Annotated in this window: 15 protein-coding genes, 1 tRNA gene and 2 pseudogenes; 13 read left to right on the top strand and 5 right to left on the bottom strand. The window is 66.5% G+C overall.

The annotated features are described in order from the left end of the window. Positions 1 to 64: 64 nt before the first annotated feature. On the bottom strand, positions 65 to 1,486 hold the full coding sequence (locus AC5RTS_RS08115; protein ID WP_493991547.1) for a DUF58 domain-containing protein: 1,422 nt from the start codon (positions 1,484 to 1,486) through the stop codon (positions 65 to 67). A 39-nt stretch (positions 1,487 to 1,525) separates the two neighbouring features. Then, entirely contained in the window at positions 1,526 to 2,596 is a 1,071-nt protein-coding gene (locus tag AC5RTS_RS08110) for an AAA family ATPase (protein WP_493991546.1), read from the bottom strand. A 148-nt stretch (positions 2,597 to 2,744) separates the two neighbouring features. Here AC5RTS_RS08110 and AC5RTS_RS08105 point away from each other — a divergent pair, with 148 nt between their 5' ends. Together AC5RTS_RS08105 and AC5RTS_RS08100 are read left to right on the top strand one after the other, a co-directional pair. Next, positions 2,745 to 3,731, top strand: coding sequence for a TatD family hydrolase (locus tag AC5RTS_RS08105; RefSeq protein WP_493991545.1), 987 nt, complete (start codon positions 2,745 to 2,747; stop codon positions 3,729 to 3,731). 356 nt (positions 3,732 to 4,087) lie between these two features. Beyond that, entirely contained in the window at positions 4,088 to 5,230 is a 1,143-nt protein-coding gene (locus AC5RTS_RS08100; RefSeq protein ID WP_493991544.1) for a resuscitation-promoting factor, read from the top strand. Between the two features lie 3 nt (positions 5,231 to 5,233). On the opposite strand, the gene AC5RTS_RS08095 is transcribed toward AC5RTS_RS08100, so the two are convergent. Continuing rightward, a complete protein-coding gene (locus AC5RTS_RS08095) occupies positions 5,234 to 6,484 on the bottom strand; it encodes a helix-turn-helix domain-containing protein (RefSeq protein ID WP_493991543.1) in 1,251 nt (416 codons plus the stop codon). 246 nt (positions 6,485 to 6,730) lie between these two features. On the opposite strand from AC5RTS_RS08095, the gene rsmA reads away from it, so the two are divergent. From rsmA to AC5RTS_RS08080, 3 genes are read left to right on the top strand one after another with little or no spacing between them, the layout of a single operon-like run. After that, positions 6,731 to 7,615: a 16S rRNA (adenine(1518)-N(6)/adenine(1519)-N(6))-dimethyltransferase RsmA gene (gene rsmA / locus AC5RTS_RS08090; RefSeq protein ID WP_493991542.1), complete on the top strand. Its 885-nt coding sequence runs from the start codon at positions 6,731 to 6,733 to the stop codon at positions 7,613 to 7,615. After that, on the top strand, positions 7,608 to 8,588 hold the full coding sequence (locus AC5RTS_RS08085) for a 4-(cytidine 5'-diphospho)-2-C-methyl-D-erythritol kinase (RefSeq protein WP_493991541.1): 981 nt from the start codon (positions 7,608 to 7,610) through the stop codon (positions 8,586 to 8,588). Before rsmA ends, AC5RTS_RS08085 begins: the two co-directional genes overlap by 8 nt. 6 nt (positions 8,589 to 8,594) lie before the next feature. Further along, the gene (locus AC5RTS_RS08080) at positions 8,595 to 10,466 is read left to right on the top strand and encodes an ABC-F family ATP-binding cassette domain-containing protein (RefSeq protein ID WP_493991540.1); all 1,872 of its coding nucleotides are present in this window, start codon (positions 8,595 to 8,597) and stop codon (positions 10,464 to 10,466) included. Between the two features lie 3 nt (positions 10,467 to 10,469). Here AC5RTS_RS08080 and AC5RTS_RS08075 read toward each other — a convergent pair. Together AC5RTS_RS08075 and AC5RTS_RS08070 are read right to left on the bottom strand one after the other, a co-directional pair. After that, positions 10,470 to 10,841: pseudogene (locus AC5RTS_RS08075) on the bottom strand (NUDIX hydrolase); the annotation flags it as partial. 96 nt (positions 10,842 to 10,937) lie between these two features. Continuing rightward, positions 10,938 to 11,522 (bottom strand): annotated as a pseudogene (locus AC5RTS_RS08070) (TetR/AcrR family transcriptional regulator); the annotation flags it as partial. Between the two features lie 142 nt (positions 11,523 to 11,664). Between AC5RTS_RS08070 and AC5RTS_RS08065 the strand changes: the two are divergent. From AC5RTS_RS08065 to AC5RTS_RS08030, 8 genes are all read left to right on the top strand, one after another. After that, positions 11,665 to 11,736 (top strand) — tRNA-Gln (locus tag AC5RTS_RS08065). A gap of 78 nt (positions 11,737 to 11,814) precedes the next feature. After that, complete coding sequence (gene glmU, locus AC5RTS_RS08060) at positions 11,815 to 13,323, top strand: bifunctional UDP-N-acetylglucosamine diphosphorylase/glucosamine-1-phosphate N-acetyltransferase GlmU (RefSeq protein ID WP_493991539.1); 1,509 nt, start codon at positions 11,815 to 11,817, stop codon at positions 13,321 to 13,323. Further along, positions 13,320 to 14,303, top strand: coding sequence for a ribose-phosphate diphosphokinase (locus AC5RTS_RS08055; protein ID WP_493991538.1), 984 nt, complete (start codon positions 13,320 to 13,322; stop codon positions 14,301 to 14,303). Before glmU ends, AC5RTS_RS08055 begins: the two co-directional genes overlap by 4 nt. A gap of 269 nt (positions 14,304 to 14,572) precedes the next feature. Further along, complete coding sequence (locus AC5RTS_RS08050; protein ID WP_493991537.1) at positions 14,573 to 15,181, top strand: 50S ribosomal protein L25/general stress protein Ctc; 609 nt, start codon at positions 14,573 to 14,575, stop codon at positions 15,179 to 15,181. Positions 15,182 to 15,187: 6 nt separating this feature from the next. Next, a complete protein-coding gene (pth, locus tag AC5RTS_RS08045) occupies positions 15,188 to 15,772 on the top strand; it encodes an aminoacyl-tRNA hydrolase (protein WP_493991536.1) in 585 nt (194 codons plus the stop codon). A 404-nt stretch (positions 15,773 to 16,176) separates the two neighbouring features. Continuing rightward, complete coding sequence (locus AC5RTS_RS08040; RefSeq protein WP_493991535.1) at positions 16,177 to 18,789, top strand: AAA family ATPase; 2,613 nt, start codon at positions 16,177 to 16,179, stop codon at positions 18,787 to 18,789. 22 nt (positions 18,790 to 18,811) lie between these two features. Further along, positions 18,812 to 21,511, top strand: a complete 2,700-nt coding sequence (locus AC5RTS_RS08035) for a helix-turn-helix transcriptional regulator (RefSeq protein ID WP_493991534.1) — start codon at positions 18,812 to 18,814, stop codon at positions 21,509 to 21,511. A 414-nt stretch (positions 21,512 to 21,925) separates the two neighbouring features. Further along, positions 21,926 to 24,253 (top strand): LuxR C-terminal-related transcriptional regulator, encoded by a 2,328-nt coding sequence (locus AC5RTS_RS08030; protein ID WP_493991533.1) that lies wholly within the window; start codon positions 21,926 to 21,928, stop codon positions 24,251 to 24,253. Positions 24,254 to 24,491: the final 238 nt, after the last annotated feature.

The following is a 24,491-nucleotide window of genomic DNA, read 5'->3' as shown; positions in this document are numbered from 1 at the left end:
CTCTCCCCGGACAAGCTTGTCCTCCGCGGCCGCGGATCGGGCGCCGGACGGTTGAGCAGGGCCGTCATGAGAGCGTACTTTCTGCGATGGAGATGGATCCGGGATTCCGGCGGCTCCGCGCCGCCGTCCGGGCCGCCGGAGACGCCTCTCCGCTACCGTCACGGTCACCGTCCAGGAGAGCCCAGGCCGATGCTACGGGCGTGGTCGGGGTGACGGCGGCAGCCACCCAGCCGGCCTCGCGGAGGATTGTCAGCACCGGGCGGAGATCTGCGGGCCTGTCGGTCACCAGCAGAGCCATGGCCTGCGGCGAATACCGGGCGGCCCCGGCCAGTGCGGTTGCTTCCGCTGTGCTGAGCCGTCCCGCTATGGCCAGCAGCGGTCCGGGTGTCCGGCCGCCGGCAAGACCGTCGAGCAGGGTGTCCCCGAACGGTCCCGGAGGTATGGCACCCGCCGTTTGGGCCGGCCTCGGGGATGCCGGTTGCAACCCCAGCCCGGCCAGGCCCTCGGCCAAATTCTGCACGCCGTCCGATCCGCCGAACCCGGATTCATCGGCATCAATCGCAGAAGGGGAACGCAACAGGCCGGGGGACGAGGACTCATCCACGAAACGCACGCTGTAGCCCCCGTCGGAGAAGTGGACGGCGCAGGAGATCACAGCGGAAACCGCCCACTCGAAGGACTCGGTAGTGAGCAGACCCCGGGAATCATCGGTGAGGGGCAGGGATCCCGCGCCGTAGGCAGCCGCGCGCTGGTCCAGCAGGATGGATGCGGTGGGTGCCGTGACCGGCTCTTCCTGCCGCACCATCAACTCGCCGTGCCGGGCCGTCGCGGGCCAATGCACCCGGCGCATCGGATCGCCGTACCGGTACTCGCGCGTGGTGGCGTCGTCTTCGCTCGGGGTGCCGCGGCGCCTGCTCGGCGCGGTACCTTCGGTTCCCCTTGCTCCGGACAGGGCGAGCAACGGCAGCTCCTGCGGTGCGGGGGCAACAGTCAGCTGGTCGGTCCCGCCCAGTGTATGGACTGTTTTCGCAAGGCCAAAGGGGTCCAGGAACTCCGCGCTGACCGGGCCGATGGCGTAGAGCCCGCGCCGGCTCGAGCGCAGCCGGTATTCGTAGGTGCCGGCTCTGCCGTCAGCGGCCAGGCCGGACGGGAAATGGAACGTTGGACTCTGGCCGAAACGCAGCGGAAGCCCCTCGCGCATGGTTGCCGCAGGTATCTGGCTTCCCCGGCCGCGGATGCTGAGTCTGACCGTGGCGGCGGTGCCCGTCTCCGTCAGGGGCGGTGTGAAGGACCGTTCGACGTCGAAGCGAGGTTTCGCCAGCCGCAGCAGGACCGCCGCGGCAAGCGGCAGCCCCATCAGCAGCACGGCAACGGCAAGCAGATCCCTGCGCCCGAGCACACCGGCTGCCAGCAGGAACACCGCGCCGGCGCTCAGCAGGCCCCACCCGCGCGGCGTGAACAACCCCGTAAGGGAGGGAATCTGCATGGTTGCCTTTCACTTGGCGGGGGAGCGGGGCACCGGCTGCTAGCGGCGCGAGCGCTCCGGGGCCGACGCCGTTCGGGGAACCGGAACGGCGTCGATGACCGCGGCAATACAACTGGAGGCGCTTTCCCCGGCACCGGCCGCTTTGCGGTGCAGCAGGAGGCGGTGCGCGAGCACGGAATCCGACAGCGCGGCCACATCGTCCGGCAGGACGAAATCCCTGCCGTCCAACGCCGCCCTGGCCTTCGCCGCGCGGAGCAACTGCAGCAACGCGCGGGGGCTGGCGCCCAGGCGCAGGTCGGGGTGCTCACGGGTGGCCCGGCCCAGCGCCACCGTGTAATCCTTGACGGCGGCCGACACGTAGATATCCCGTACGCGGGCAATCATCGCCTGGGTCTCGTGCAGATCCACTACGGGGGCTACACCTTCCAGAGGCGAACCGGACTGGTGGTTTTCCAGCATGTCCGCCTCGGAGCGGGCATCCGGATACCCCAGCGAAATGCGGGCCATGAACCTGTCCCGCTGGGCCTCAGGCAGGGGGAAGGTGCCCTCCATATCAAGGGGGTTCTGGGTTGCCACCACCATAAACGGGGCGGCCAACCGGTGTGTGCCGCCGTCGACGGTGACCTGTTGCTCCTCCATGCACTCAAGCAGGGCGGACTGGGTCTTGGCCGAGGCCCGGTTGATTTCGTCGGCTATCACGACGTTGGCGAAGACCGGGCCCTGACGGAACTCGAACCGGTGGCTGTCCTGGTTGTAGATGGACACGCCCGTGACGTCCGAGGGCAGCAGATCCGGGGTGAACTGGATACGGCTGACGGTGCAGTCAATGGTCCGGGCCAGGGCTTTGGCCAGCATGGTTTTCCCGACCCCCGGTACGTCCTCCAACAGCACGTGCCCCTGCGCCAGCAGCACGGTGAGGACAAGCCGGGCGGCCTCCTCTTTCCCGTCAATAACTGTGCCGATTGCGGACAGGATGCCGGCCGCTGAGTGCTGGAAGGATTCGGGGTCCGCGGCATAGGTCGGAGAGTGGAGTGCAGTGCCTGCTGATGGGCCGTTGGAAGGGAAACCGTGGAGGGACGCCGCGGCGGCAGAGGGGATTGGAGCGTCCATGGACACCTTCCATGCTGGGCGTTATGCGGCAAGCGCCGTGGACGGCTGCAAGGCAATAACTTAGGGCACGTGTTCGAAACCCGGACAGGCCTGCAGCCGCCGGCGGGACTTGTCCGTCCAGAGTACAAGCTCCCTTAGGCTTAAGAACATGAGTAAATGCAGCGGATATGTTCCGGGCAGCACACCGGCAGCCTACGTTTCGGACGGGAACGGCGGGGATGCGGTGCAGCGTAAGGGAAAGGGCTACCCGCCTGCCCCTGAGCCGCTTCCCGTGCCGGTGATGGACAACCACACGCACTTCGACTTCCCCGCAGGCGATTTCCGGGTCGCGCTCGGAGCAGCACTTGATGCCGCCGAGGCCGCCGGGGTGAAAGGCGCCATCCAGGTGGGAACCGACCTGGAATCCTCCCGGTTTACCGCCCGGGCCGTCGACGCCGATCTCCGGCTCCTCGGGGCAGTGGCCATCCACCCGAACGACGCCCCGGTGCTTGCGGCCGAGGGGACCCTGGAGGCCGCGCTTACCGAGATCGAAGCGCTCGCAGCCCATCCGAGGATCCGGGCCATCGGAGAAACCGGACTGGATTATTTCCGCACGGGCGAGGACGGACTCGAACGCCAGCAGTACTCGTTCCGCCGGCACATGGACATCGCCAAGCGGCTTGGCCTGGCACTGCAGATCCACGACCGTGACGCCCATGCCGACGTCGTGCGGCTGCTGAAGGAGGAGGGAGCCCCGGAAACGGTGGTGTTCCACTGTTTTTCCGGCGACGAGGAGCTGGCCCGGATCTGCAACGAGAACGGCTGGTACATGTCCTTTTCCGGGACGGTGACATTCAAGAACTCACACGGCCTCCACCATGCGCTCGCCGAAGCGGACCGGAACCTGCTGCTGGTGGAAACCGACGCCCCGTTCCTCACCCCGCATCCGCACCGCGGCCGCCCCAATGCCAGCTACATGGTCCCTTATACAGTGCGTTATATGGCCGACCGTCTCGACCTGACTGCGGCTGAACTGGGGGAGGCGCTGGCAGCCAACACGGAGCGCGCGTACGGTTCCTGGGCGGATTCCCGGCGCCCGGAGGAAACCGTGGAAACGGCTCCGGGCGGTACCCGCGGAGGGTCCCCGCAACCGTAGGTACGGGCAGGTAGCCGAGGCCTGCGGCCCGAACCCCCGTTTGCCCTGACATCACAGTTCGGTTACGGTAGGGACCTATTAGCCGGGGTCGGGGAAGGCATCCGGACTAGTGTGTGTCAAGACCGCGGGCTGAACCTGGTGTTCGGAACGCGGGAATTGCAGGGTTCCCTGTCTGCGTCGGCAGACGTTGCTGCTGCGGCTGTGTGCCGCAGCTGCCCGACGTCGTGACGCTCGGGGAACCTTTCGCCGCCATGCCTGTGTCAGGCGCGGGTTCCTTCCTGCCTTCGGCAGGACCGGGGAAGCCGTGCCGTGCGCTTAAATCCCCGTGCCCGGATGCTGTGACAGTTTGGGAACCCGTGGGACATTCACTCGCAAAGCGTGGGGTAAAGATTATTGCGCAGGCCGCCGTCATGGTCTGCCTGGTGCTGGGGCTGGTCGCGTTTGTCGGCGCCTCCAAGTCGGTCGTGCTGACCGTCGACGGCGAAAGCCAGGAAGTGCAGACCTTCGGGGGCACGGTTGCCGACGTCCTGCAGAAGGCCGACATCTCCCTAACCTCCGCTGACCGGGTAAGTCCCGAGCCCACACAGGCGCTCGAAGACGGCACCACCGTCGAGGTCCAGCGCGCCCGCGCCGTGGACGTGACCCTCGACGGCAACGGGACCACCGTGCACACCACGGGCGAGACCGTCGCGGACCTGGTGAGCGAACTGCGGGTCGCTTCCAACTCCGCCGTTTCCGCCTCGCTGGACACATCGCTGGCCCGGCTCACCGGCGGTGTCTCCATTTCCACGCCCAAAACGGTCTTCGTGACCATTGACGGAAAAAGCCACGAACGGCACACCACCGCCACGAGCGTCCGGGACCTGCTGAACGAGTCCGGCGTCGTTCTGGGAGCCACCGATCAGGTATCCGCACCCGCCGATGCTGCCCTGGTGGACGGCATGGGCATCAAGGTCACCCGTATCTCCGCCGGCGTGGAGGAAACCGAGAAGGAAACCCTTCCGCATTCCACCGCCGAGGTCCCCGATGCGCAGATGTTTGAGGGCGAAAAGAAGGTCACCACGGCAGGCGTGGATGGGGAACGCACCCGGGTCTTCGCCGTCACCGTAGTGGACGGGCGTGAAGTCAGCCGCACCCTGGTCAGCGAAACGGTGACCCGCGAACCGGTGGCGGAAGCGGTGGCCACCGGCACCAAAAAGCGTCCCGCACCGGAAGCCGCAACGGCGGCGAACGGATCCGGGGCCGCACCCTCCTCCGGGGCCTGGGCCGCTCTGGCGCAGTGCGAATCCGGTGGCAACTGGCACATCAATACCGGCAACGGGTATTACGGGGGCCTGCAGTTCAGCAGCGGCAGCTGGCTCGGTGCCGGCGGCGGAGCCTATGCACCCGTGGCCAGCGATGCAACGCCCGAGCAGCAGATAGCCGTGGCGGAAAAGCTTCGTGCCAACGGCGGCTGGGGCCACTGGCCGTCCTGCGCAGCCAAGCTGGGCCTGCTCTAACACCTAGCCGCGCTGCCCCGGGCCGAGGGAACCGGCACTGACCCGGTGGGCCAGTGCCGCCACATGCGCCGCACGGTCCGGGGCTCCCACCAACCGGAAGCGCTGCTCACTGTCCGCCAGATAAGCGGATCCGTCGTCGGACCGGCCCGTGCGGGCCAGCGCCAGGCCCAGATGCAGGGCGACCTCCCCGGAGGTCTGCGGCGGCAGTTCCTCCTGCCGGGCATAAACGTCGGTGAGCATGCCGACGGCGAGCGCATGGTTACCGTTCAGATCCAGCCAGATGCCTCGGCTGTGCACCAGCTCCAGCTGCTCGGAGACCGGCAGGCCGAGCACTGCCCAGGCCGCCTCGGCATGCTCGATGCAGGCAAGCGTCTCGCCGTCATGGATCCCGGCCGCAAGACGCATGGCCGCGGTGCCGCTGTTGAACCGGGCCCACAACTCGACGTCGGTCCCTGGCTGGAGGAAGCCCGCCGCGGCTCGGTGGTGCCGGAGACCTCCCGCGGGATCTCCGCGCCGGAACGCCACGTTTCCGACGGCCCAGAGCGCCTTCCCCTGGACCTGGCGGTCCATCGCGCCCTCAAGCAGGGGCAACATCAGGGTGGTGCAGTATTCCCAGGCTTCATCCAGTTCTCCGGCCTCGGCGAGCGCCTGCACTAACGCGCCGGAGGCTTCAAGGAACACTCCCGGCGCCAGCCCCTGCCCCTGAGCTGCCCCGACGGCGCGGCGGGCGTGGGAGATGGCGGCACTAAGGTCCCCCAGCCCGAGGCAGGCAGAGGAGAGCAGTGTCCGGGCCTTCGCCCCGAGGCCCGGCCGCTCGTGCGCCAGGGGATGGTATGCCAGCAGGGCAGATTCCCGGATGCATTCCCGGAATGCGCGCAGGGTGTGCAGGCAGCGGGCACCCACATACGCCATCGCCCACCAGCCGGCGGAATCACCGATAGCCCGCGACGCGCCCGCGGCTGCAGTGGAAAGCCGAAGTGCTTCCGCGTAGTCGCGTTCATCCAGGCACTGCCGGGCGGAAAGAGCCAGGAACAACGGGTTGTCCTGAACCGCGCCCGGCCACGGGCCGGCCGGTCCCGGGACCGCAGCCAGCCGCTCGCTGAGTACCCTGATGGTTCCCGGTGCAGGTTCCCGCCTGCCGGCTTCGTAGAGGGATATCTCGCGCGGCACGAACGTGCCGTTTCCGAGTTCTGCATGAGTAAGGCGCCGGTCCAACCGTTCCGAGCGCAGCTGTTCACCGAATGAAATGCCCATTCCGTTCCCGCCAATCCCCGGGTGTGCGGCACGCTGTAGGGGCCGCAAGTGCGCTCGATGCTACCTGTCGGCAAGTGGCCGGGGCAGAGCATTGGACCCTTATGGGACCCAAAGCGGCCAACTCGATTTCATCGGCCGGCGACCCGGCCCTGGCCCCGGGAACCGGGCCGTATGGCCCGTTTCCAGCGGTCGCCCGGGGATGCCCGGCGGCTCGGGCGGGTACACCCGCTCCGCTAGTATTACTGGGTGAGTGAATCCGAACCTGCCCCCAGATCTTCAGTCCCTGCGCTCCTTGGTGCCTCGGATATCCGGGCGCTGGCAGAGGAACTTGGCGTCCGGCCAACAAAGACGCTCGGACAGAACTTCGTTATTGACGGCAACACCATCCGCAGGATCGTCGCGGCAGCGGATATCCAGCCCGGCGAGACCGTGCTCGAGGTCGGCCCCGGCTTGGGTTCGCTGACCCTCGGCCTGCTGGATGCTGCTGAAACGGTGGTGGCCGTGGAAATCGACCCGGTCCTCGCAGGCAGGCTGCCCGCCACCGTGGCTGAGCGGCGGCCGGAAGCCGCGCACCGGCTGCACGTAGTCCTTGGCGACGGCATGCGGATCACGGAGCTGCCGGAGCAGCCCACGGCACTGGTTGCCAATCTGCCGTACAACGTTGCGGTGCCGGTGGTACTGCACCTGCTGGAACACTTCCCCTCGCTCCAGCACGGACTGGTGATGGTCCAGGACGAGGTGGCGGACCGGATGGCCGCCAAGCCTGGCTCGAAGACATACGGCGTTCCCTCGGTGAAAGCCGCCTGGTACGGCACCATGCGCAAGGCAGGGGTGATTGGCATGAACGTGTTCTGGCCGGCTCCGAAAATCGCTTCCGGGCTGGTGGGGTTCACCCGCCACGACCCGCCGCAGACGCGTGCCAGCCGGCAGGAGGTGTTTGCCGTCATTGATGCGGCATTCGCCCAGCGCCGAAAAACGCTTCGCGCTGCGCTGGCAGGCTGGGCGGGCAGCCCGGCCGAAGCCGAGAAAGCGCTCCGAACGGCAGGGGTGGATCCGAGTGCCCGCGGCGAGGTCCTGGACATCGCGGCCTTCGCGAGGATCGCCGAGGCACGAAAGGCCCTCCTTGCCTGAGGCACGCACGGTGACCACGAACCCGTCAGCCTCCGTCCGCGTGCGGGCTCCCGGGAAGATCAACGTTTCCCTCAAGGTCGGCCCGCCGAGGCCGGACGGCTACCACAGTGTCGCCAGCATCTACTTGGCAGTGTCCCTCTTTGAAGAAGTCACGGCGACGGAGCTGGCGGGGGACGATATCCGGGTCAGCCTCAGCGATCCGGACGGACGCGTCCCGCTGGACGGCATTCCGCAGGACGCGGACAACCTGGCCGCCCGCGCGGCGCGTGCCGTGGCCGAGTATGCCGGCCGCAGCCCCGGAGTCCACCTGCACATCGCCAAACGGGTGCCGGTTGCCGGCGGAATGGGCGGCGGCTCCGCCGACGCCGCGGCGGCACTGGTGGCCTGCAACGAACTGTGGAACGCCGGCCTCAGCCGGCATGAGCTGGCGAAACTCGCCGCGGGCCTCGGAGCCGACGTGCCTTTCTCGATGATGGGCGGGGTGGCAGCAGGACTGGGCGTGGGGGACAGGCTGACACCGGTAGCGGCGGCAGCGCCCTTGCACTGGGTCCTGGTCCCGGCGGCCTACGGCCTGTCGACGCCCAAGGTCTATGCCGAGACCGACCGCCTCCGGGCCAACACCAGCGTGGCCGAACCTGACCGGGCGGATCCGGACGTCCTGGCGGCCCTTGCCTCCGGGAACCCCGCGGAGCTGGCCGGCGTTTTAGCCAATGACCTGCAGCCGGCGGCCTTGGAGCTGGCACCGCAGCTGGAACCCGTGCTGGCAGCCGGGACCCGGCTGGGCGCCCTGGCCGGTATGGTCTCCGGCTCCGGCCCCACGCTTGCGTTCCTCGCCCCCGATGAAGCCGGTGCGGCCTCCCTGGCCGCCTCGCTGCGCGCCGAGGGGCATGGCGCCCTGGCCGTCCACGGTCCGGCTGCCGGCGCCGTCGTCCTTCCGAAGGCCGCCCCCGAATCACCGACGTACAGAAAGTAGTTCCGATTGGCACACCTGCTTGGTGCTGAGAACCTCAGCATTTCCTTTGGCACCCGCACCATCCTCGACGGCGTTTCGCTCGGTCTGGAGGAGGGTGACCGGATCGGCATGGTCGGCCGCAACGGCGACGGCAAGTCCACGCTCATGAGCCTGCTCGCCGAGCGCCAGACTCCGGACGAGGGCCGGGTCACCCGGCGCCGCGACGTCACCGTCGGCTACCTGGACCAGACGGACGTCCTGGACGGGGACCTGACGGTCGGGCAGGCCATCGTCGGGGACGCGGCCGACTATGAGTGGGCTTCGAACCCCCGGATCCGCGACGTGATGAGCGGACTGGTCCAGGAAGTGGACTGGAACTCCCGGGTGTCCTCCCTGTCCGGCGGACAGAAGCGCCGGGTGGCGCTGGCAAAGCTGCTGACCGGCGACGACGACGTCATCATGCTCGATGAGCCCACCAACCACCTCGATGTGGAGGGTGTGGCGTGGCTCGCCCGGCACCTGAAACAGCGCTGGCGTCCCACCGACGGCGGGCTCCTGGTAGTCACCCACGACCGCTGGTTCCTGGACGAAATCTGCACGCGGACCTGGGAAGTACACGACGCGGTGGTGGATCCGTTCGACGGCGGATATGCCGCCTACGTGCTGGCGCGTGCCGAGCGGGACCGGATGGCCTCGGTGGTGGAAAGCAAACGCCAGCAGCTGGTGAAGAAGGAACTGGCCTGGCTGCGCCGCGGCGCACCGGCGCGGACCGCCAAGCCCAAGTTCCGCATCGAAGCGGCCAACAACCTCATCGCGGACGTGCCCGAACCGCGCGACACCCTGTCCCTGAACAAAATGGCAACCGCCCGGCTGGGTAAGGACGTCCTGGACCTCGAGAACGTGTCGCTGCGGTTCGGGGACATGGACCTGTTCCGGAACATCACCCTGCGCCTGGCGCCGGGGGAGCGGCTGGGGCTGGTGGGCGTGAACGGTGCCGGGAAAACCACGCTGCTGCGGCTGCTTAACGGCGAGATCGAACCGACCGCGGGCCGGCTCAAGCGCGGCAAGACGGTCCAGACAGCCGTGCTGTCCCAGGAAGTGCGGGAGCTGGATGAGGTAGCCGACCAGCGGGTCATCGAGGTCATTGAAAACGAAAAGCGGGTCTTTAACGTTGGCGGGCGCGAGCTCTCGGCCGGCCAGCTGGTGGAACAGCTCGGGTTCTCGGCGCAGCGCCAGTGGACACCGGTGAAAGAGCTCTCCGGCGGTGAGCGCCGCCGGCTGCAGCTGCTGAGGCTGCTGGTAGGCGAGCCGAACGTACTGATGCTGGACGAACCCACCAATGACCTGGACACCGACACCCTTGCCGCGGTGGAGGACGTCCTGGACGGCTGGCCCGGAACGCTGGTAGTCGTCTCACACGACCGCTACCTGCTGGAACGCGTGACGGACCACCAGATGGCGCTGCTGGGTGACGGCAAGCTGCGCGGACTGCCCGGCGGCGTCGACCAGTACCTGGAACTGCGGGAGCAGGCCCTGGCCGCCAACTCATCGGCCTCGACGGCGGCCCGCGGTTCCTCCCAGGCAGCGCGGGCAGCAGCCGCCGGCTCGTCCAGGCCCGGCGCGGCGGGCGGCACCGCCACGGCCGTGGCGGCCGGCCCGGAGATTTCCGAAGCCGAGAAGCGCGCGGCCAAAAAGGACCTGACCCGGATCGAGCGCCAGCTCAGCAAGCTGACAGCCCAGGCAGAAAAGATCAATGCGCAGATGAGCGAAGCCACCCAGCGCTCGGCCGGGGCAGATTTTGAGCTGCTTGCCGAGCTCAACACCAAGCTCCAGGCCGTGGCCGCGGAGCAGGAGGAGCTGGAAATGCAGTGGCTGGAGGCCTCCGAGCTCCTGGAATAGGCGCTACTGCAGCAGCCGCGGCAGGATACGTTCGCTGAGCAAAGGCGATAGATCAGTGCGTTCCGCCGCGGCGGCAGGCGAAATCCACAGGATCTCCTCTATCTCCGCCGCAGCTGCCGGCTGCGGGCTTCCGGCCGGCAGGGACCAGCCGAAAAGGCCGGCATCAATGAAGGTGTCCTCTTCATTGGCGGCCGGGCCGTACCAGTGCCCCAGGTCAGCCAGGTCGGCGGCAGGGACGGCCAGTCCCAGTTCCTCGCCCATCTCGCGGGCGGCAGCGGCAGCGAAAGACTCCCCGGGCTCCAGCTTGCCGCCGGGCTGCATGAACCGCGTGGTCCCGCGCTTGCGCACCAGCAGGATGCGGCCGGCGTCGTCGCTCACCAGCACCGCCGAAATGCGCAGCACGGCCGGAGCGGCATCCCGGAGGCCTTCAGCGGGCGCGGCGGTATCCGTCACGGCTGGCTCCATGTGGGAAAGCCGCGGATCCTTCTGCAGACCCGTCAGGCCGTTCCAGGACAGGTTGACCAAATGGGCCGCGACAGTCGCCTTGTCCGGGGTCCGGGAGTCCAGCCACCACTGTCCCGTCATGGCCACCATGCCCACGAGCATCTGGGCATACATCCCGCCCACCTCGGCGCTGAGGCCGCGGCTGCCGAACTCCTTGGCGAGTATGTGTTCCACGTCCCGGGTAATCCGTGAAAGCAGTGTGGAGAAGGTGCCGTCGGGCTGGGACGGCGGGGCGTCCCGGGTGAGGATCCGGAACCCGTCCGTGTGGTTCTCGATGTAATCCAGCAGCGCATAGGCGGCCCGCTCCAAAAGGATGCGGGGTCCGAACGGGCCGGTCAGAGACTCGGTGATCACCTGCAGGAGGCGGTTGAACTCGGCGTCCACCACCTCGGTGTAGAGCCCCTCCTTGGAGCCGAAATGCTCGTACACAACAGGTTTGGAAACGCCCGCCGCGGCGGCTATTTCTTCAATTGTTGCGCCGTCGAGACCGCGCAGGGCGAACAGGCTGCGTGCCACTTCGATCAGCTGGGCACGGCGCTGGACACCGGTCATACGCAGCCGTGCGCCGCCGGCGGGAGTCTTTACCACCGCTCCAGTGTACCCACCGGAGGGCGGGCCCTCCGGGTCAACTCGCGTACGCATCGGCTCCCGTGGCAGACTAAACTCTTGTGTGCGTGGCAAGCCAGGCACATGATCCGCCCTGGTGTAACGGCAGCACCCCGGCCTTTGGAGCCGTGGAGTATAGGTTCGAATCCTATGGGCGGAACGCTGTACCGCGGCACCCTTAGCAGGATGCCCGGACGGCGACGCAGAGACCGCCCGTACCACCAAGGAGCGCCATTTCGTGACCACCAACGATGTCCTGACCAGCGGTAATTCTGCGGAGGGGCTTGCAGCGGTCATTGTTCTTGCAGCCGGCGCCGGTACCCGGATGAAGTCCCGGACTCCGAAGATCCTCCACCCGGTCGGTGGAATTTCGATGCTTGGCCATGCCCTGGCTGCCGCATCCGCGCTGCACCCGCGTTTCCTGGCCGTTGTGGTGCGCCACGAACGCGACGCCGTGGCCGCGCATGCTGCCGGCCACGCACCGGCCGCCGTGATTGTTGACCAGGATGACGTGCCCGGAACCGGCCGCGCGGTCCAGGTGGCCGTTTCGGCACTGGATGCGGTGAGCCCGCTCGAAGGCACCGTGGTGGTCACCTACGGTGACGCGCCCCTGCTGGAGGCGGATACCCTGCGCAGCCTGGTCGCCGTCCACGAGACTGATGGCAACGCCGTAACGGTGCTGACCGCCCGGCTCGCCGATCCCACGGGTTACGGGCGTGTGCTGCGCGCCGAGGACGGCACGGTGACCGGCATTGTCGAACACAAGGACGCCACCGATGAACAGCGTGCGGTGGACGAGATCAACTCGGGAATCTACGCCTTCGACGCCGCCGTGCTGCGCGGCGCGTTGGAATCGGTAACCACGCAGAACTCCCAGGGCGAGATGTACCTGACGGATGTGCTCGCCATTGCCCGGAACGCCGGCGGCCGGATCGCTGCCATGGTGACGGAGGACCAGTGGCAGGTTGAAGGAGCCAATGACCGGGTTCAGCTGGCCGCCCTGAACGCGGAACATAACCGGCGCATCCTCGATAAGTGGATGCGTGCCGGTGTCACCATCGCGGACCCGGCGACCACCTGGATCGATTCGACCGTGACCCTGGCCGAAGACGTCACCATCCTGCCCGGCACGCAGCTGCACGGGAGCACCACCATCGCCCGTGACGCCGTCGTCGGCCCGGACACCACCCTGACCGATGTCCAGGTAGGCGAAGGCGCATCAGTGATCCGCACACACGGCAGCGACGCGGTCCTGGGAGCCGGTGCCAGCGTCGGCCCGTTCGCCTACCTGCGCCCCGGCACCGTGCTGGGCGTGAAGGGCAAGATCGGGACCTTCGTGGAAACCAAGAACGCCAATATCGGCGACGGCTCCAAGGTTCCGCACCTTTCCTATGTGGGAGACGCCACCATCGGAGAGCAGTCCAACATCGGCGCAGCCTCCGTTTTCGTCAACTACGACGGCGTCAACAAGCACCACACGACCATCGGATCCCACGTGCGGATGGGCAGCGACAACATGTACGTGGCGCCCGTCACCGTGGGCGACGGGGCGTACAGTGGAGCCGGAACGGTGGTCCGCAAGGACGTCCCGGCCGGAGCACTGGCCATCAACGTCGCCCCGCAGCGCAACCTGGACGGCTGGGTGCAGGCCAACCGGGCCGGCACCGCCGCCGCAGAGGCCGCCGCAGCGGCCCATTCAGCTTCTTCCCCCACAGGTAACCCCACGCGAGAAAGCGACCACGAATGAGCAGCGAAATCACCTCCAAGGGTGAAAAGAAGCTCGTCCTAGCCACAGGACGGGCCCATCCAGAGCTGGCAGAGGAAATTGCACGCTGCCTGGATACGGATTTGCTGCCGCTGGCTGCATATGACTTCGCCAACGGCGAGATCTATGTCCGTCCGGGTGAGAGCGTGCGCGGCACCGACGCCTTCGTGATCCAGGCCCACCCGGCACCGCTGAACAACTGGCTGATGGAACAGCTGATCATGATCGACGCGCTGAAGCGGGCCTCGGCGCAGCGCATCACCGTGGTTTCCCCGTTCTACCCGTATGCCCGGCAGGACAAGAAGGGCCGCGGCCGCGAACCCATCTCTGCACGCCTGATCGCCGATCTGTACAAGACCGCCGGCGCGGACCGCATCATGAGCGTGGACCTGCACACCGCGCAGATCCAGGGCTTCTTCGACGGCCCCGTCGACCACTTGATGGCCATCCCGCTGCTTGCTGACTACATCCGCACCCGCGTGGACGCCACCAACATCACCGTGGTGTCCCCGGATACCGGCCGCGTCCGCGTTGCCGAGCAGTGGGCCGAACGCCTCGGCGGTGCGCCCCTGGCATTCGTGCACAAGAGCCGCGACCTCACTGTGCCCAACCAGGCCGTGTCCAAGCAGGTGGTTGGCCAGATCGAAGGGCGAACCTGCGTGCTCATCGACGACATGATCGATACCGGCGGAACCATCGCAGGTGCCGTACGCGTGCTGAAGGAAGCCGGCGCGAAGGATGTCATCATCGCCGCCACGCACGCAGTGCTCTCCGACCCCGCCTCGCGGACGCTGGCCGAGTCCGGTGCCCGGGAAGTGGTGGTTACCAACACGCTGCCCATCCCGGCCGCCAAGCGTTTCGAGCAGCTCACCGTCCTGTCCATCGCACCGATGATTGCCCGGGCCATCCGGGAAGTGTTCGAAGACGGATCGGTGACGAGCCTCTTCGACGGCAAGGTCTAAGCAGTTCCCCCGGGCATAGAGGCGCCCGCCCGGACTTCGGTTCGGGCGGGCGCCTCTGTGCTGGTAGCATTAAGCCCGATGCCTAGGCGAGGGAGTGGCCCGGAAGAATCCGGGCGGACTCCGTTATCGACGGTGGCTGGCAACTTCTGACCGTACAGGGACCGGATTTCCCGTTCCACATGCTGTACGGTGCACTGTTCCGAAACCGGCGCCTACGCCCTTGGACAGCCGACACGGCACCCACGGAACACCACTTACAGGAGTAGCAAATGTCTGAGCAGAAGCTCGCAGGAACCGTCCGCACCGACTTCGGCAAGGGAGCGGCCCGCAAGGCCCGCGTCGCCGGTCAGATCCCCGCCGTCATCTACGGCCACGGTGCCGATGTTATGCACATCCTGCTGCCCGCCAAGGCCACCACCCTGGCCGTCCGCACCGCCAACGCCCTGCTCGAGATCGACGTCGACGGCGAGTCCCACCTGGCCCTGGCCAAGGACATCCAGCGCGATCCGATCAAGCAGATCATCGAGCACATCGACCTCCTGACCGTCCGCAAGGGCGAAAAGGTTGAGGTTGAGGTCAACGTCCACGTTGAAGGCGAACTTGCCCCGGGCTCCGCCGTCTTCAACCAGGAAGCCAACACCGTCCTGGTTGCAGCAGACGCCACCAACCTGCCGGAGACCATCGTCGTCAGCATCGAAGGCCGCACCGCCGGCGAGCACATCTACGCCAAGGACCTCCAGCTGCCCTCCGGCGTCGAGCTGCTGCTTGATCCGGAGACCATGGTCATCAACATCTCCGAGTCCACCGTCCAGGATCTGGGCGAGTCCGCTGACGCCCCGGCCGAGGGCGACGTGGCTCCGGAAGTTGTCGAGAACTAATACCGCGTGAGCAGCAACGCCTGGCTTGTAGCCGGGCTCGGGAACCCCGGGCCCGGCTACAGCCGTAACCGGCACAATGTCGGTCAGATGGTTCTGGATGAACTGGCCGCACGCATGGGTGGCAGGTTCAAATCCCACAAGTCACGTGCCCAGATTCTTGAAGGCAGGCTGGGGATCGGCGGCCCGCGGGTGGTCCTGGCCAAGCCGCTGACGTATATGAATCTCTCCGGCGGACCGGTCTCCGCCCTGTCAAAGTTCTTCGACATTGATCCGGAACAGATTGTCGCAGTCCATGACGAGATAGACATTCCGTTCAACACCATCAAGCTCAAGCGCGGCGGCGGCGAGGGCGGACACAACGGACTGCGCGACATGAGCAAAGCCCTGGGTACCAAGGATTACCTGCGGGTCCGTGTGGGCGTCGGCCGCCCGCCGGGACGCATGGACACTGCCGACTATGTCCTCAAGGATTTCTCCGGCACGGAGGCAAAGGAACTTCCCTTCCTGGTAGGCGACGCTGCGGACGCAGTTGAGCTGCTCCTTTCCGAAGGGCTGACCGCCGCCCAGCAGAAGTTTCACACCAGCGCCTGACGCTGTCGCGGTGTAGGTAGCCGGCAGCCGAGAATGGGGTAGTTTTCCAGCGCCCGGAAGTCCTGCAAACCATTGTTTCGCTTCTGCGGCGGGGCCTACCATGGAAGCAGCCGTTAGGGCTCCCAAAGCGGGGCCGGCGTCGGGAGGCCTCCGAGACTGGGCCACCCCCATCCCGGCGCCGGTCCCTTTCACATCGGCTTTGAATGCCGCCTCCACCCGGGAACCAGTCCCGGTTTCCGCAGAGCGGAGCAGATCGCCGCGGACAATATGCGTTTGTATCTAGACGTAACACGGGGCCAGGCGTATGCTCCAACCCACTGCTCATACCGATGAGTAGTCGCCGATAGCTGTTGTATCCGTGATCCGGATGTCTCGCGAGCGTGCTTGGGGGCTGGGGCTGACCCATGAAGAATGCGTCGAATGTCGCTGAACTAGTGGGTCGCGCCGAAACCTTGGATGCGCTCTGCGAAAGCCTCTCTGCAGGCGGTGCCGGCGCCATCATCCTGGGCCGCGCAGGTGTTGGCAAGACCACGCTCCTCAAGGCTGCCGTGGAGCGCCTGAACACGGATTTCCACACCGTCTACGTACGCGGGAGTGCGATCGCTGCCCAGACCCCCTACGGTGCGCTTTCCTTCCTGATAAGCGAGCTTCCGGACGCCGCGGCGGACAACCCCCTGCGGCTGCTGCAGGAGCTCAGCCGGAGCCTGAGCGCGCGTGCCCGGGGCCAGCGGGTCCTGCTGGCGGTGGACAACGCGGACCGGTTGGACCGGTCCACATGCATGGTGCTTTCCCAGCTGCTGCGGCGGGGAAGCATCGCGGTCCTGGCAACGGCCTCCCTGGAGCGGCAAGCCGGCGATGAACTGCTGGATTTGTGGCGCGAGGGTCTGCTGGAGCGGCTGGAGCTCGAAGCCCTGTCGGAGCGGCAGACCAAGCAGCTGATGCAGCACATACTCGGCGGAACGGTCTCTTCCCTGGCCGCTGTGACAATGTGGCGGGACGGGGAGGGGAGCCCCCGCTACGTCCGGCTGATGACGGAACAGCAGGTCCGTTTTGGAACCTTGGTGTGCCGGGACGGTGTGTGGGTTCGCACCGCGCCGTTTATTCGGACGGGAGACGTCAGCGAAGTAGTGGACACGGTCCTCAACCGGCTCGATGCCCAGGAACGGCGGTTCGTGGAAATCCTGGCGCTGTGTTCCGGGATGCCGATGACCACGGCGCTGGAACTGGTTCCGGCCGGCGTCATCGACCTCCTCGAAGAGCATCAGATTATTGAGGTGGGTGGCAGCACTCCGCGGGTTGTCCTCACTGCCGGAACCGGCGCGGGCGTTATTGCCGAGAGCATGCCTCCGGGCCGGAAACATTATCTGTGGACGGAAGTCTCGGGCCTGATGGACACCTCAACCATGGAGCCGGCTGAACTGGTGTCCTACGTCGCATGGACCGTGTCCTGCGGTGAGCTGCCTGCACCGGAGGACGCCCTGCGGGCCGCATATGAGGCCAACAACAACGCCGATGGCCGGTCAGCCCTCGGGTTTGCCCGGACGGTACCGGCCGGGATCCGCAGCCAGGAACTGGTGCTGGAGGAGATCCGTGCCCTGCACCTCATCGGTGACCTGGAGGAAGCGGTACGTGTGTTCTTCGGGTTTGAACGGCGGCTCGATCCCGCCGGACGGAGCAGCTACATCCGGCTTCTGCTGCTGCACGCCATCGCGCTGTCCAGGCTGCCCGGCGCAGGGGACCCTGCGCCGGTACTGGAAAAAATCGAGGAGACACGTCCGGATGAAGGAGATACCGCGGATGAACACGCAGCGGTAGTGCTGGTAAAGACCGGGCTGGCCGTCGACCGGGGAAACCCCGACCGGGTCCATGCGGAACTGGCGGCACTGTCCGCAGACCGCCGGCTTGGTCCGCTGACCCGGATTCAGACGCGGGCACTTCAAGCCAATGCCTTGGCAATGTCCGGCCAATTCCATGACGCGCTGGAGATCGTGGATGGGCTTGGCAGCCCGTTGGAGTATCCGGTGACCGCCAGGACATCCGAGGACGTCTGTACACGCATCTTCGACACATATCTTCTTGCGGGTGAGCTCGAGCGGGCCACCGAATTCGTTCGGACCTTCACCGAGACCGGTATCCGGCCCTCATATCAGGGCAGCGCCGGTGAACTGGCCCAAGCGCTTCTGGCGGCATGGAAAGGCCAGAGCGCAGCTGCTGAGGAAGCACTCCCGGGCAGCGTCGGTCAGCTTGCCGTCCGTGATCCCCGGGACATGATGCCGCTGGCGAGAACACTGACCGCGTGGATTCACCGGCAACGAGGACAGAACTCCGCTGCAGCCGGGGAGCTGGCTCAGTCACGCCGGCAAAAACTCCTGCCCGGTGGTTTCCGGCGCTTTCAGATCACGTACTTCACCATTCTTGCCGAGGACCTCGACAATGACACCCGCTGCAGGTTGCTGCGAGAGGAGGCACTCCAGGCCTCGGCAAACGGGCAAACCGCGCAGGCACTGATTTTCCTGTCTGCAGCGTTGCGGTCGGGTGACCGGGAGGCAGCACGGGCCATCCTCCCGCTGCTGCGGCACATCCACGGGCGTTTCGGCACGCTGCTGGGAGAATATGCAGCGGGCCTCCTTGACGCCGATCCGGTCCGTCTAGCCGCAGCAGCGCGGGGCCTGGGCGGTCTGGGGCAGCATGAGCTGTGCCTGGCAGCTGCTCGGACGGCAGCGGAACTGTTGTCCGAGGGCAGCTCGGATGAGGACCGCAGGCTGGCACGGGCCGCACGAAACCTGATGAATTCGAGCCTCCGCCGGATGGAATATGCCGGGGGGCGGGCGGAAACTCTGGCGGAATTGAGCGAATTTGAAGCTGATCTTGCGCATCGTGCGGTTACCATGGCGACCACTTCGCAAATAGCCCGGGAGCTTAACCTGTCTCCTCGAACCATCGAGTGGCATCTGGGCAAGATCTTTGCCAAGCTCCACGTCTCCGGGCGTGCAGAGCTCGCCGAGGTTCTGGCCTGAACCTGACGATGGGGGAATAGGAATGCACGGGTCGAACCCGCGGTCACTGGCAGGCAGGAACGATGTTCTTGCTGCCGTGCTCCAGAGCCTCCGCCGGCCGGGTGGCCACGGCGCCGTTATCGCGGCCGAAACAGGCCTGGGCAAGACCGCCGTCGGTGCTGCTGTTGCGCGTGTGCTGGAGATCGAAACCCCTGTGTACTGGGTCTACTCCAGCCCGGCTCTTAAGAACGTGCCCTATGGTGCGCTCGCTGCCCTGCTGCCAGATCTTGCGCCGGAACAGACCGGATCGTCGCTCGCCGTTATGCGCGCCCTGACAGGCAAACTAGGTATTCGTCGCCAACCGGGCCAGCCTCCGGGAGTCACAGTACCCGTGGTCATCGTGGACGATGCCCACGATATTGACGGCCCGAGCCTTGATCTCTTTGCCCAGCTGCTGGATGCCGGACGTGTCCGCCTGCTCATCCTCACCCGGGCTTTCGCGGACGTGTCCGCGGCACTGCCGCACATGTGGGACGGGCAGCTCAGCCGTCACCGGCTGCCGGCACTCACCGAAGCTGAAACGCAGCAGCTTTGCGAACAGGAACTCCAAGGGCAGGTCAGTGCCACTGCTGCCATTGAATTCGCCCGCCTGACCGGCGGAAATCCGATGTATCTGCTGGCGTTGGTCGAGGAATCGGTGCGCAGCGGTCTGCTCCTGCAGCGGCACGGAATCTGGGTTCTGGCGGACGCCGCGCTTCCCCTGGGGGGACGGGTGGGGGACCTGGTCAAGGCGCAGCTGCGGGGTTTGTCGCCCGAGGACCGCACGGCCCTGGAATTCATTTGTCTCGCTGAACCGCTGCCTTTGTCCGTCGCCTTTGAAATGAAAATGCACAGTTCCGTAGACACGCTTGCGGGGTTGCTTCTGATTCAGGTGGCCACGGAAGAGGACGGCCGCACGGCACTCAGGCCGATGCATCCGCTTTACGGCGAGGTGATCCGCCGCATGGTTCCGGCAGCCCGCAGCCTGCGGTTGCACAAACAGCTGCAGGGAGCGCTCCCCGGAGTGTGTGCGGGAACAGAGGGCCTGCTCCGCTGGGTCGCCTGGTCCCTGGATCTGGGTGCGCCGGTTCCGGCGGAGGTGCTGCTTCGAGCTGCGGAGGCGGCAAATAACCGCTCCAACCCGCGCCTGGCCCTGCGGATGGCCGACGCCGCTGACGGGGGCCCGCAACGGGTCCACGCCCGCATCCAGAAGTCACGCGCCCTGCTGCAGCTCGGAGACACGGAGGCGGCTGCAACGGCCGCAGAGGGAACTCTGGACAACGCGCCGGATCTGGAAAGCCTGAAACAGGCGGTGATGGTGGCAGCGGTTCTTTGTATGGGATCTGCCGCAGGAAACGGTTGGATCCCGGGTCTGGCGGACCGATGGACGCGTGCCGTTGCACATTTGCCGGGAATTCCCGCGGCCGAAAAGGTCCGCCATGCACGCGACGGAGCGGACATGCTCCTGCTGCTTGGCAAAGTCAGGGACGGTGCCTACGCGGAGGCGGAACTTGAACTGGCGGGGGCACTGCAGCACGCGCGCGACGGCGGAGCACAAGAGAGTGTTCTTTTCCTTGAGGCGCTGACCGCGGAGGTCCTCATTGCAACCGGACGGTCCAGGTCCGCACTGGAGCACAGCAGGGAAGCGGTGGCCTTGCTGCAGACCGAAGCGTCCGGTTCACTGCTCTGTGCCCCCTTTGTCCTGCACCGCCATCTGGCCGCCCTGCTCTGGCTCGGTGAATGGGAGGAAATCCGGGAGTGCGTAGCCTCGGCAGATTCTCCGGTGCAGCAGACACTGCTGCATTTGGCTGGAATTGCAGACTTTGCCCTGGGGATGTCTCGATTGCGCACCAATGCAATGGACGCGGCCCTCAAGCACTTTGCCGCAGCAGCCGAGGCAGCACAGGTACACGATACCGAGGGGCTGCTCCGTCTCTCACAGGCTCTCGGGTCATTCGCGGCCGGGTCGCTTGGACAGCGGGAGCTCGCGGCGCGGTTGCTTGAAAGCGCGGAAAACTCACCTCCCCGTGGACCGATTCAATACCAACTGCTGGCCGAAGGCATGGTCGCCGGCGCCTCGGCAGCACAGACTGCAGACGATGCTTCCACGCAGCGGCTGCGGGATGCTGCGGATGCGGCGCAGGACCGCTCCTGCAGTGCCGTCGAATTTACCCTGCGGCATCTTTCTTTCCGGATCGGTGATTTCTCCGAGGCAGCCCGACTGCTGAAAGTCTCCGAAGGTTTGGAAGGACCCCAGGCTCCCGCACTGAACAAAGTGGCGCGCGCCGTCGTCGATCAGGATGTCGCTGCCCTCGTGGATCTGGCGTCAGCTTCAGACCCGGATGCGGAAATGGATTTGCTGCTGATCCGGCAGTGTCTGTATGAGGCGCTGCGGCTGGCGCGGAAGGGTAATGATCGGGCGATGCTGAATCGCATCCAACGACAGATTGGCAGGCAGGGCGGCGGACGCACCCCGCTGCCCGAACTGACCCGCCGCGAACGCGACGTTGCTGCCCTGGTTGCGTCGGGCCACCGCAATGCGGAGATTGCCCGGCAGCTGAATCTTTCCGTGAGGACAGTGGAGGGACACATCTACCGGACATACGAGAAGCTGGGGATCAGCCGGCGGGAGGAGCTTAAGGCACGGTTTCCTTCCCTGGCGGAGACCGCGGCAGACTGGCGGCCCCGGTCACAGCCCGAGTAGTTTGCCGGGGAAACACCAGTAGGTTTTACTCGGGCGGAGCTATTGGGCGCTTCATAGGGTTGGCAGTGTTACTCGGGGTTCAGCCGGTGCGGTCCGATCGGTTCTGCCTGCAGGGTCTTGAAGAACATCCGCGGTCGGGGGGTATCAGCGGATGTCACGGCTCCGTGAAAGTCACGGCAAGACAGTGCCAGGCCGTACCGCTAGATCGTTCCGGTGTCCCGAGTCCCATATACGGAGCCGGCGGCGTCGATGCCCTCTGAGACCGGGGCGTCCCCCCAGCCGCCGCCGGCTCCTTCTGTCTCTTCTTCCGACGTTCGTTTTCCGTATTGCTGTGTCATACATCGCCACGTGAGCGCTTAGAACCGGACATGCGTCCGGCGCTATTCAGGCCCGGCGGACAGATGGAGCCCACCGATGGATCTTGCCGGCCGCCCCCTGGCCCGCACTGCTACCCGCGACAGCCGAACCATGCCCATTCCGCAGTTACCTTCTCTGCAGCTGCCGCAGATCAAGAGTGCTGCCGCAGCAGCCGGGGATGCCCTGACACAGGGCAAAAGCGTGGTGATCGCAGGGGCAGCCGGAACCGGGAAATCCACGGCTCTGGCGCGCGTCCTGGCGCAACTCAGTGAAGAATACTCAGTCCTGCGCCTGCGCGGAGCCGCGTCCATGGCGCAAAAACCGTTCGCCGGTCTTTTTTGGCTGCTGAGTGAGCTGCCTCCGGAAGCACTGTCAAACCCTGTCTATGTGCTCCAGTTCGTCCGCGGTGTACTGGGAGAAAAAGCCGCCGGCCGCCGGCTTGTTGTGGCGATCGAACATGCTGAGGACCTGGACCCCGTGAGCATGGCCATCCTGTTGCAGCTTTGCCGTGCAGGACGCGCTCAGATGCTGGCAACGGTCGGCAACTTGTCCGCATGCCCGGAAGAATTCGTACGCTGGTGGGCCGCAGATTCCGTGCACCGTGAAGATCTGAGACCGCTGCGGCCAAGCGGTACCCGTTTGTTGCTCGAGAGCCTCGCCGGCGCACCGGTTTCCAGCCGCCTCCTGATGGAAGTGCAGGCACGCACCCTGGGGAACCCGCGGCTGGGCACCCTCTTTTTCGAAGAACAGCTCCTGGCTCAGACAGTCCTGAAACGGCGGGGGATCTGGGTATGGACGGGCACCGTCTCGTACGCCGGAACGTTGACGGAGCGGGTCGAATCGGAAACCGGCACGCTGGGCACCGCTGAACGGCAGGCGGTCGAGACCCTGGCGCTGACGGGCGGGCTGTCCCTGGACCTGTTGCTGCGCCTGGCTGACCCGGCAGCGGTTGAGCGGCTCGAGGACAGCGCGCTGATCGAAGCACGGGGGCCTGTGGGCGAGCTGCGGCTGAAGGATCCACTGTTGGCAGAAGCCGCAGCTGCGTTGGTGCCCCACCGGCGGGCTGCTCAGATCCGCGCCCGGCTCGCCGCTGCCGCCGCCTCCCGGGGAAGTGGCGGAACACCCGCCGAGGGAGACTGGGCAGCGCCCGGAACGGGCAGCGCTGAACGGCGGACCCGGGGATTTCCGCCAGGTGGGCCGCGTTTCACGGCTGTGCTGCGGTCGGCGGGCGAGCTCGCGGACTGCGGACAATGGTCCGAGGCACTCGAAGCGGCTTCTCTGTGCATGGACACGGTGGCAATCAACGGTGCAGCCCCCGGACTGCAGCAACGCATGCTCTCAGAGGTGTTCTATGTCTTCCTAAGCTGCGGTGAACTGCGTCGGGGCGCCGACCTCCTGGCGCACACCGATTCATTCATCGCAGGTATGGAGATTCTGGGCAGCAATGACCTGTGTGAGGGGATGCTCCATGTGCTGGGGGGCCGGGCAGACCGTGCCCTGGATTACCTGCAGCGGGCGCTCGCCCAACTCGGCCAGGGGCAAACGCCCGGACTGGCACAGCTGGCAGCAACTGCTGCGGCCTACGCGTGTGTCCTGCTGCAGGACCGGCAGACGGCGCTGGAGTACCTCGATGCTGCAGCAGCCGGCGAAGCCCCGGCCGCTGAGGACCGTTCCGGTGCCGAAGCCAAGCTCACCCGGTGCTTCGCCGGGCTTTGCAGCGCCCGTGGTGTGCCAAAAGATCCGGGCGCACCACGTGTTCCGCCCAAGGGTTCGCCGTCGATGGCCGACGAAGCAGCGGGCGTACCGGATCCTGACAGCCAGCGCGCCTGCCCGCCGCCGGGAGCGGAAGAGACGGCGGTGCGGCTGCCGGCGTTGGCGGCGGCCGCGTTGCACGGTCGCAGCGGCGCAGCAGAAATGCTTCGAGAGGAAGCGGGCCGGTGCACCGGGGCAGCGGCAAGTATGTACCTCGACCTTGCCTGTGGTCTTCTCGAATCCGATGCCTCCTGCATGCTGAGCGCTGCGGAAACGGCACGGGCGCTGGGCCAGTTCCTGGTTTCCTACGAGGCGGCCGGTGGGTCGGCCCGGCTTGCCCGCGCGCACTCTGACCGCGCCGGGCTGCGCGCTGCACGGCGGATAGAAAATGCCAGCTACCGGATGCTGCTGGCCGCCAACTCGGTAACCGACCGCATGATGGAGCTTTCGGAGTTCGAACGGGAACTCGCACTCGGCGCTGCTGCGGGCCGGAGCAGCGCGCATCTGGGTATCGCACTGCACCTGTCGCCACGGACTGTTGACTGGCATCTGGGCCGAATCTTCCAAAAGCTACGTGTATCCGGACGCACGGAACTGCGTGAATGCTTGGAAACGGATCGGCAGCAGGCCTGATACGTACGCGGGCGTGCGAGGAACAGCCGCATACCAGGTGATCGATGCTCTGGACCTACGTAATTCGGCACGGACCCGGAACACCATTCCCAAGTAACCGAGTAGTGCAACTAGGGGCGGCTACTCATGTACTCCCACAGATGCCTTAATACGCTGGTGCCGGACACCATCGCCTGTACCCGTCCGCAGGGCGGCAACAGGTAGCAGCGGCCATCCGGTGATTCACCGGCAGAACTGA

This window comes from Arthrobacter sp. MDT1-49-2 (assembly GCF_059090185.1).
This window is presented reverse-complemented; position numbering and strand designations above follow the sequence as displayed.

Excerpts from the sequence above, each read along its gene's own strand:
- AC5RTS_RS08050 (WP_493991537.1), top strand. The coding sequence starts at position 14,573 with ATGTCTGAGCAGAAGCTCGCAGGAACCGTCCGCACCGACTTCGGCAAG.
- AC5RTS_RS08030 (WP_493991533.1), top strand. The coding sequence starts at position 21,926 with ATGGATCTTGCCGGCCGCCCCCTGGCCCGCACTGCTACCCGCGACAGC.
- AC5RTS_RS08115 (WP_493991547.1), bottom strand. The coding sequence starts at position 1,486 with ATGCAGATTCCCTCCCTTACGGGGTTGTTCACGCCGCGCGGGTGGGGC.
- AC5RTS_RS08110 (WP_493991546.1), bottom strand. The coding sequence starts at position 2,596 with ATGGACGCTCCAATCCCCTCTGCCGCCGCGGCGTCCCTCCACGGTTTC.
- AC5RTS_RS08095 (WP_493991543.1), bottom strand. The coding sequence starts at position 6,484 with ATGGGCATTTCATTCGGTGAACAGCTGCGCTCGGAACGGTTGGACCGG.
- AC5RTS_RS08055 (WP_493991538.1), top strand. The coding sequence starts at position 13,320 with ATGAGCAGCGAAATCACCTCCAAGGGTGAAAAGAAGCTCGTCCTAGCC.
- AC5RTS_RS08105 (WP_493991545.1), top strand. The coding sequence starts at position 2,745 with ATGAGTAAATGCAGCGGATATGTTCCGGGCAGCACACCGGCAGCCTAC.
- AC5RTS_RS08035 (WP_493991534.1), top strand. The coding sequence starts at position 18,812 with ATGCACGGGTCGAACCCGCGGTCACTGGCAGGCAGGAACGATGTTCTT.
- AC5RTS_RS08040 (WP_493991535.1), top strand. The coding sequence starts at position 16,177 with ATGAAGAATGCGTCGAATGTCGCTGAACTAGTGGGTCGCGCCGAAACC.